The 1,317-nt window shown below is 71.2% G+C and carries 1 protein-coding gene; it reads left to right on the top strand.

All coding sequences use genetic code 11. The features are described 5' to 3' along the window. Positions 1 to 285 precede the first annotated feature (285 nt). Positions 286 to 1,134: a hypothetical protein gene (locus ACRX5S_RS23915; protein WP_436775115.1), complete on the top strand. Its 849-nt coding sequence runs from the start codon at positions 286 to 288 to the stop codon at positions 1,132 to 1,134. Positions 1,135 to 1,317: the final 183 nt, after the last annotated feature.

Genomic DNA, 1,317 nt, shown 5'->3' with positions numbered 1-1,317 from the left:
CGGGCACCGGTGGTGGTCCCCCCGGGGCGGTCGTGTGTGTGCGTCGCCTGTGCGTGTCGCGTGTCGCGTGTGCGTGTCGAGTGTGTGCGTCGCCTGTACGTGTCGCCTGTGCGTGTCGTGCGTGCGTCGCGTGCACGTGGGCGCGGTCTGTCGACGGGCATACTCGGCATCTGCTCATCGTTCCAAATATCGGACGCTTTCTTCGATTATTCGAAGGATCGCCTTGAATCTGACGCGGCGTCGGATTACGTTCCGGGCACCTGCCGTCGACCGCCCGGAGGCCCCGTGCCCGCCGAAGACCGCTACGCCGCCCCGCTCGCCCTCGAACCCGGCCGCCTGTACCGCCAGGCCGACGAGCCCATCGCCGTCGGCACGCTGCTGTGGGTCCTCACCGACCCCCACCGGGGCCACGAGTTCGCGTACAACCGCTGGTACGAGCGCGACCACTACTACGCGGGATGCATGATCGGTGCCTCCACGGTGGCCGGCAGCCGCTGGGTCGCCACCCGCCGCCACAAGGACGCGCGGCTGCCCGACAAGCCGAGGCTCGGCTTCGAGCGCAACGAGGCCTCGTACGGCTGCATCTACTACATCCTCGACGGCGAGTACGACAACTGGCTCGAATGGGCCACGCCGCAGGTGCACGCCCTGTACGCCGCCGACCGCGGCTTCCAGCCCCGCACCCACTACAACACCGGCGCCTACCGGCACGTCTGGCGCGCCTACCGCGACCCCGACCCGGTGCCCCTCGAACTCGCCCTCGACCACCGCTACGCCGGGCTCGTCGCCATGTGGGTCGAGCGCGACCCCGGCGTCGAGGCGGAGCGCACGGACGCCTGGTTCGCGGAGTTCCTGCCGGGCTGGCTCGACGGCTCGCCCGTCGCCTCGGTCTCCTCCTGGGACCTCGTGCCGCTGCGCGACACCAAGCCGGACTTCGTGCCGGACGTCGATGAGGCCGCCGAACGCCGCAGCCTGCACTTGCACTTCGTGGAACGCGACCCGCTGGAGTGCTGGGATCGCTACACCGCCCTCGCCGCCGCTTTCGCCGACTCCGGCCTGGGCAGCCTCGCCCTCGCCGCGCCTTTCGTCCCCACCGTCATCGGGACCGACAAGTACATCGACGAACTCTGGTGACCGGGGTGGCGGACGGCCGACCGGCACGTCCCACACCCCGCGCTTCCCGTCCACGCCGCACTCCCCGGTCCACGCCGCACTCCCCGGACCACGCCACATTCCCCGGACCACGCCACACTCCCCGGACCACGCCACACTCCGTGCCCTGCCCGGCGACCGTCGCGTCGTCCGGGCAGGGCACGG

The sequence above is a fragment of the Yinghuangia sp. YIM S09857 genome (genome assembly GCF_051388915.1).
In the GTDB taxonomy this organism is placed as follows: Bacteria; Actinomycetota; Actinomycetes; order Streptomycetales; family Streptomycetaceae; genus Yinghuangia.
The sequence above is the reverse complement of the archived record's forward strand: the minus strand, read 5'-3'. Positions and strand labels throughout refer to the sequence as shown.